At 33.0% G+C, this 6,093-nt stretch carries 12 protein-coding genes; 1 reads left to right on the forward strand and 11 read right to left on the reverse strand.

Annotated features, from left to right (window positions below; all coding sequences use genetic code 11):
• Positions 1 to 666: a replication-relaxation family protein gene (locus tag ACODS7_RS22695; RefSeq protein WP_488827623.1), complete on the forward strand. Its 666-nt coding sequence runs from the start codon at positions 1 to 3 to the stop codon at positions 664 to 666.
• A 44-nt stretch (positions 667 to 710) separates the two neighbouring features.
• Here ACODS7_RS22695 and ACODS7_RS22700 read toward each other — a convergent pair whose 3' ends face one another.
• The 11 genes from ACODS7_RS22700 to ACODS7_RS22750 all read right to left on the reverse strand — a co-directional run bounded on the left by ACODS7_RS22700 (position 711) and on the right by ACODS7_RS22750 (position 5,943).
• On the reverse strand, positions 711 to 935 hold the full coding sequence (locus ACODS7_RS22700) for a helix-turn-helix domain-containing protein (protein ID WP_088048168.1): 225 nt from the start codon (positions 933 to 935) through the stop codon (positions 711 to 713).
• Between the two features lie 271 nt (positions 936 to 1,206).
• Positions 1,207 to 1,962 carry a hypothetical protein gene (locus ACODS7_RS22705; protein ID WP_488827625.1) on the reverse strand — a complete coding sequence of 252 codons (756 nt, stop codon included), beginning with the start codon at positions 1,960 to 1,962 and terminating at the stop codon, positions 1,207 to 1,209.
• A 34-nt stretch (positions 1,963 to 1,996) separates the two neighbouring features.
• Positions 1,997 to 2,359 (reverse strand): class Ib ribonucleoside-diphosphate reductase assembly flavoprotein NrdI, encoded by a 363-nt coding sequence (gene nrdI / locus ACODS7_RS22710; RefSeq protein WP_488827643.1) that lies wholly within the window; start codon positions 2,357 to 2,359, stop codon positions 1,997 to 1,999.
• 182 nt (positions 2,360 to 2,541) lie between these two features.
• Entirely contained in the window at positions 2,542 to 2,895 is a 354-nt protein-coding gene (locus ACODS7_RS22715; protein ID WP_488827627.1) for a hypothetical protein, read from the reverse strand.
• A 60-nt stretch (positions 2,896 to 2,955) separates the two neighbouring features.
• Positions 2,956 to 3,126, reverse strand: coding sequence for a hypothetical protein (locus ACODS7_RS22720; RefSeq protein ID WP_488827629.1), 171 nt, complete (start codon positions 3,124 to 3,126; stop codon positions 2,956 to 2,958).
• A gap of 22 nt (positions 3,127 to 3,148) precedes the next feature.
• Positions 3,149 to 3,646, reverse strand: a complete 498-nt coding sequence (locus ACODS7_RS22725) for a hypothetical protein (RefSeq protein WP_488827631.1) — start codon at positions 3,644 to 3,646, stop codon at positions 3,149 to 3,151.
• Between the two features lie 37 nt (positions 3,647 to 3,683).
• On the reverse strand, positions 3,684 to 3,986 hold the full coding sequence (locus ACODS7_RS22730) for a hypothetical protein (protein ID WP_488827632.1): 303 nt from the start codon (positions 3,984 to 3,986) through the stop codon (positions 3,684 to 3,686).
• A gap of 210 nt (positions 3,987 to 4,196) precedes the next feature.
• Positions 4,197 to 4,439, reverse strand: coding sequence for a DUF3961 domain-containing protein (locus ACODS7_RS22735; protein ID WP_488827634.1), 243 nt, complete (start codon positions 4,437 to 4,439; stop codon positions 4,197 to 4,199).
• A 102-nt stretch (positions 4,440 to 4,541) separates the two neighbouring features.
• Positions 4,542 to 4,727, reverse strand: coding sequence for a hypothetical protein (locus ACODS7_RS22740; RefSeq protein ID WP_488827635.1), 186 nt, complete (start codon positions 4,725 to 4,727; stop codon positions 4,542 to 4,544).
• 304 nt (positions 4,728 to 5,031) lie between these two features.
• Positions 5,032 to 5,352: a hypothetical protein gene (locus tag ACODS7_RS22745; RefSeq protein ID WP_488827637.1), complete on the reverse strand. Its 321-nt coding sequence runs from the start codon at positions 5,350 to 5,352 to the stop codon at positions 5,032 to 5,034.
• An 18-nt stretch (positions 5,353 to 5,370) separates the two neighbouring features.
• On the reverse strand, positions 5,371 to 5,943 hold the full coding sequence (locus ACODS7_RS22750; RefSeq protein ID WP_488827639.1) for a site-specific integrase: 573 nt from the start codon (positions 5,941 to 5,943) through the stop codon (positions 5,371 to 5,373).
• Positions 5,944 to 6,093: the final 150 nt, after the last annotated feature.

The raw sequence follows: 6,093 nt of genomic DNA on the forward strand, positions 1-6,093 counted from the left end.
ATGAATAAGCGTGATAAAGCAATTTTAAACGACCTAATTCGTTTCCGTGTTATGAGTCGAGATCAGATTATTACGTTACACTTTTCACATTTAAAAAATCCCGTGTCAAACTGTAATTTAGTTTTGAAACGCCTTCAAGATCGAAACTATATCCGTCCCTATAAATCTTTTCAGCCCTATGTCTACGCACCATATGACTCAAAAATAAAAGACAACAGCCAAAAAATTTTCCACTTCCTATCCATTGTTGATACCTATATAGAATTAACAAAATACGATACCCCTTCTAATGTGTTAATCGAACCGAAATTTGGGCAAAAAGGAACAATTGAATGTGATATGTTTTGTTTATTCCGTAACACCCCATTCATGATCGAAATTCAGCGCAATCAGTACAGTGACAAAGTTATGCACTCTAAAATAGAGCGCTATGAACAGTTTTATTTATCCGACATTTGGCAACAATTCCACTGGCAACGACCAAATAAAAAAATATTCCCTATCGTTCTTATGATTACCGATACGCATTATCAAATCAAAAGCGAATATATAAAAGTAGTTCAAGTACCGAATATCCATAGTTTAATAAACATGTTTTCTCCTATCGAAAAATCCCCTATATCTTCACAATCATCCAAAGGTGGTATTAAAATCAAAATCAAATAGCATAACAAAAGAGCTAGAAAGTTCTAGCTCTTTTTCTGTGAAACTTACATACTCCAAAAATCATTAATATCAACCTTTGAATCATGCTTTCTGATAGCCTTAATTAATTTCCTCATCACTTGTGGACTAGGAATATAGTCTTTTTCATTACACGCCCTAGAAACTGTATTGCGACTTACTCCACTAGCACTTATCAGATCCTTTTGCTCCAAACCGCGTTCAAATAGCCATCTTGCTAACTTTGTTTTTTTCTTCGGTTTTCCCCACATTGTTTATGTACATCCCTTTCACTATGCCTTTACCCGTAATTATGGACAAAATCCCAAAGCGCTATACGTAATCACAATAATTTGTGCATATGTCATAAACTTTGTGCATATGTATTAATATGACCATAAAAATTGCAACTTTTTTGTAATTTTTTTGTGGAATGTATCATACATAACAATAGTAATAGTTTGCCACTATACATCATCCTATTAGCAAACCATTGCTATGAATATTCGAAAAAACCTCAAAAAAGAGCACCTATATAGGTGCTTATTTCTTTTTCTCTTTGTATCTCGTATTCCCTAATACTTTTGGTTTATTTAACGTAATTGGTTTTTTATCTTTATTAATAAGCTCTGAAAGAGCATCCAAATTTTCTTTAAATTTTTTGACTGTTAACTTATAACTAAATGCATCGGGAACTCTTTTTACATTTGAAATTTCTGTAACGCCAATATCTAGCGAATAACGTTTAAGCTTTGGAAGTGTACTAATATCTTTTTTGACCATATCTTTGATTTTAAAGTACGGTACGTGAAATAAAAAGAAAGTATTTGTTTCCTCATGCTTAACCTCAACAGCATATAAAGAGTAATAATGTTCTTTTCCCTCACAACACTTAGGGCATTCTTTTACCTCTTTGTACATTTTTTCTAGCATGTAATGCACTGGTTGCTTCCCAATTTTCATTTTATGCTCATCACATAATTCTCGGTGAAAAGGCGGTATAAATGCTTTTAATTGCGCATATTTACTTTGGACCAACAAACTAAAAGCTTTATGTTTCAAATCATATAAGTATTGACGTTGTTTTATACATTCTTGTCGCTTTGGTTGTTTCATTCTCCCTTTTAAAAGCCATGTGCAATGCTCAATGTGGAATGATACCCATTGTGTCCAATATGCTAAACGACAAGTATAAAATAATTCTTGATCTATGCCATGCCACGTTCTTTGTAGCGTCTTATATTCTTCACTGTATTGTTTTTTCAATGAATCTTGTATTACCTTTGGTTCTGTAGACACTCTGATCCCATCCTTCCTAGTTAGAAGTATACATCTAAGGATAACATAACAACAAATCTATACTTCTTATGAAGCTTTTTACATCTTGCTCCATACCCGATAGCTCAAATTTATGAATTATAGGTACTTTGTACATGTTTGCAATTATATCCGCACTCTTCGCAAAGTTTTGGCCCCAATTACGGTTCCCACTTGCAGCCACGCCCAATAGCCTATTGTGATTCCTTTTTAAGAAACCCAATGTTCTCTCTGGAACTTGCCCAAATCCCGTTGTATACGTAACGAAAATAAAATCATCTTCTATTTTCATATTTTCCTTTATTTTGATTGCTTTCATTCCTAATTTAGAAATAAAACGTTCTACATTTCTTGTTTGCGAATCATAACAAACCAAGATGTTCTTCATGATGCACTCCCCTTTTTTTGAAAGAAAGTATGAAATTTATTGAATTATATTCTTTATTTGTTATAACATTAAAGAAGGAATTTAGTGTACCAGACTAAATTCCTTTAGTTAAAAATCATTTGCCAACAGAATACCTATTGTAAATTCACTCTATGCCTTTGTATAGGGTGTTTTTACTGTGCTTTTAACATGAAATTTAATACTGTATACGCCATCTTCCTAGCTGAGCAACCATGTCTTAAAGCTAATTCATTCAGTATTTGTTGTTCGAAATACGGTAACTCAATTTCTACAAAATGTTCATACGCTTGATACTCATGTACCGGAATATCTTCCATATATGAAAACTCTACCCCTTCTCGTATTAATTCAGAAGCTATTTCATTCAAATCCTCACCATAGTATGCTAATCCTTCCAATGTGCTATATTGCTTAGGTTCTAATGAGATAATAAATTTTTTCACTTTATTTATTTGAGGTATTTTCCCCGCATAAACTATTTGCTCATCTAATACAGTATTTATCATTTTAATTATCCCCTCTCTACAATAAGACTGAATTTTCGTTTTATTTTAATCTAGATAATCCTAAAACTCTTCTAAATCAGTTTCTATGACTGTCACGCTTTCTTTATACTCTTCATTCAATATATCTTGGACTTCATTCTTCATCTGAAAACCTTCTTCGGGCCATGCTAATAACCAAGATTTTTTATGTTCTTTTCCATTAACTTTGTAATACACATCAAACACGTACACTTTATTCACCTCCAGGAAACTATTACACCGACTTTCTCACTGTATTAATAGCCGCCAAGCATACCACTATCCCTAAACGCTCTTCCGTATATATTTTTCCATCCACTGTAAGGTACCAGCAACCTCGTTCCTTCATAGTAAAAATGTCATACTTTCTACCTAGTCTTTCTAAGATCAAATCAGATTCATGAATTGCATCGAAATATTCAATGTGCATGTTTACAAATGGCGTATTATCTTTCCCCCAATAATCACCACATTTTTCTAATCCGAAAAACTCCCTAGCAATCACATCATTTAATTTTTGTGTTATACCCAAATCTTTATATGGTACCCACCATCCTGCGGAATTCATTGCAACAAATTCTTTTGTGACCCCGTTATAGAGAATTTGACAGATACTAACCCCTTCAAAATCGTCCTCTGTTACCACAAAATCAAATTGTTTTAATGAATTACCAAGTTTATCAGCTGTACCAATTTCCAGTTCTTCACTTTTTAAAACCTTCACAGATTTCATTATCAAAAATTCCTCCTTTTCTCCCTAAGAATCTCATCTACCATTCATTACGCTCACGAATAATTTTTAATTCCTCTGGTGTTAATTCAACTTCCACCGGATCATAATTATTTTTAATAAATTCCTCTTCAATAGACATAGGCAAACTTGCTATAAATTTGTAAAAGTTTTGCAAATCCTCTTCGGTTGGCTTTTTTAAATCATTTCGTATGACAAACAACGCATCTGTAAATACTTGAGTATCTAAATGCTCATCTGTCCAATCCCCACAATCGGGACCATCACATAAATATCTATTTTCTTTATTTTTAGCCTTAAATGCGATTACTGGTATTTTCATTTTTCATTCTCCTTTGCTTAAAAAATTACAGCCAATTAATTTACTAAGCTAACAGCGATTAAAGCGCTCAATAATACCAATCCAACAAATTGCGTTGTACTTTTAACTTTTTGAACCATTGTTCCGTCCCCTTTCTTCTGATTGAAATCGAAAATATAGGCTTCCTCACAAATCTGATTCTTTTATTTTTGTCATTTGTTATCCCTCTTTTTAAAATCCGTATAGAGTTCCTGCAATGAGACAAGTGAAAAGGAGCATAAAAATACATACAGTATAAAAACCGTAAAATAAAATTTGATCGGAGATATTTTCTTCAATACCAAAATAAACATTTAACTTTTTATAATTTTCTGAAATGAGATTGTAAAATTTTTTGAGAGGTTTTAATTTGTGGTGAGGGTATGTTAAAATGGACTCACCACTTTTGATTCTTAAAAGGTTTTTTGTCAACACAAATCATCCTTTCTAAGTTATCAAGAGTTTCGTACTAGAAAAAGTCCTGTCGAAGTTTCCCGACCAAGCCAGGGCTTTTTCTTTTATTTTCATTTCGCAATCCTATACTTCAAGTTTCATATCATTAGAATTAATCTGTCTAAATAAAATACCTTGTGCATGCAGCAACCCTTCCAATTTTTCGAGTGCTGCAATGATATAGGCCGCATTATCTTGCCTCACTGCATCTTCTCCTAGTGCTTGTAGTAACCTAAAATCTTCTGCAATACTGTAAGACCTTCCAAACATCCATTTCAAATCTTCTTTATGGCTTAGTGACAGGGTAGCTGCTGTGGTCCGCAAGATGGTTTCCAGTTATAGTAAAAAATATAGGTTTATCATTAACATAAATGTTTGCTTTTTACAAAAAGATTCATAACTCTAAAGTTTTGGCTCTATTTTTGGAATGCTGTAATATCAGTATGTAGACAGGTGTCATAACTTATGTTTATAAACAGCAAAAAATTGAATGACTTTTAATGAAGTACTACATGCTTTAAAATATGTAATCGGATTTTACTTTTAATGGGAATTATTCTGCGGATTAGAGTAGCTACCCTGTCATTAAGCCTTTATAATCCTTTGAGCAAACAATATCAACAAACATGGGGCAAAATTTCTTTTCTTTCATCAAATCAAAATACGATTCAATCCACATATACGCTTTGTAACCATCACCAGAATAATGCAATTGACAAGTCCGATATGCCAATGTACCTGTGCTTCCGCATTGTTTAGTTACCCGATAAAAATTGTCATATGCCAGATTCAAAAAATCATCCAAAACGAAAATTATTCCTTCTTTTTGTAAAGCAGGTCTTCTGATTCCTCTTTTCCAATTTGATAAAACAAATTCTCTAGGATTTTCTTTCATATTTGCGTCTCCTTGGTTTTAGAGTGTGAAACGATCCATTGTTTTTCTCATTTCATCTTGTTCAATTCCAATGTATCGTAATGTTTCGGATTGTGTTTGATGTCCAAAAAGTTTCATTAAAGCGTATACATCTTTTTCTTGTTTGTAGTAATGATATCCAAATGTTTTTCTCATACTATGCGTTCCCCAATGATCTTTATCGATCCCACAAGCAACTGCAGCTTTTCGCAGGATGGAATCTGCCATCTGTCTCGTAATCGGTTTATCTCCAACACGACTAGGAAACAACCAGTCAGAATCTGCCATTACTTTTGTGTATTTCTCAATTTCCCGCTGTAAAACGGGATTCAAAAACACTTCAACGGTATGTTCTGTTTTCTCCATTTTTAATTTCATCATTTCTTTTCCTCTGACGTCTTTGACCCGTAAACGTAAAATGTCACTAATTCGTAATCCTGTGTTAATACCGAAATAAAACAAAAAGTAGTTTCGATACGTTGAGTGACGTAATAACCAATCTTTCATTTCATTGATTTTTTCTAATGATCGAATGGGTTCCTTCGCTCCAGGTTGTCGTCCTCCTTTCGTCATTTCAAGATACCTCCTCATAAACTCTTGTTGATGATTTTGTAAAGTTTAAATAAAGTATAGTATGTTTTTGTAAAGTTATCAAGTATTTTTTTGGTATTTTTTTCATCAAAAAACCAGTGATTTCGGCAAAAACAACGCCCTATCACTGGT

The sequence above is a fragment of the Bacillus sp. FG16 genome, from assembly GCF_057809515.1.

Excerpts from the sequence above, each read along its gene's own strand:
- ACODS7_RS22750 (WP_488827639.1), bottom strand. The coding sequence starts at position 5,943 with ATGACGAAAGGAGGACGACAACCTGGAGCGAAGGAACCCATTCGATCA.
- ACODS7_RS22730 (WP_488827632.1), bottom strand. The coding sequence starts at position 3,986 with ATGAAAATACCAGTAATCGCATTTAAGGCTAAAAATAAAGAAAATAGA.
- ACODS7_RS22695 (WP_488827623.1), top strand. The coding sequence starts at position 1 with ATGAATAAGCGTGATAAAGCAATTTTAAACGACCTAATTCGTTTCCGT.
- ACODS7_RS22740 (WP_488827635.1), bottom strand. The coding sequence starts at position 4,727 with ATGTTTGGAAGGTCTTACAGTATTGCAGAAGATTTTAGGTTACTACAA.
- ACODS7_RS22745 (WP_488827637.1), bottom strand. The coding sequence starts at position 5,352 with ATGAAAGAAAATCCTAGAGAATTTGTTTTATCAAATTGGAAAAGAGGA.
- ACODS7_RS22725 (WP_488827631.1), bottom strand. The coding sequence starts at position 3,646 with ATGAAATCTGTGAAGGTTTTAAAAAGTGAAGAACTGGAAATTGGTACA.
- ACODS7_RS22715 (WP_488827627.1), bottom strand. The coding sequence starts at position 2,895 with ATGATAAATACTGTATTAGATGAGCAAATAGTTTATGCGGGGAAAATA.
- ACODS7_RS22700 (WP_088048168.1), bottom strand. The coding sequence starts at position 935 with ATGTGGGGAAAACCGAAGAAAAAAACAAAGTTAGCAAGATGGCTATTT.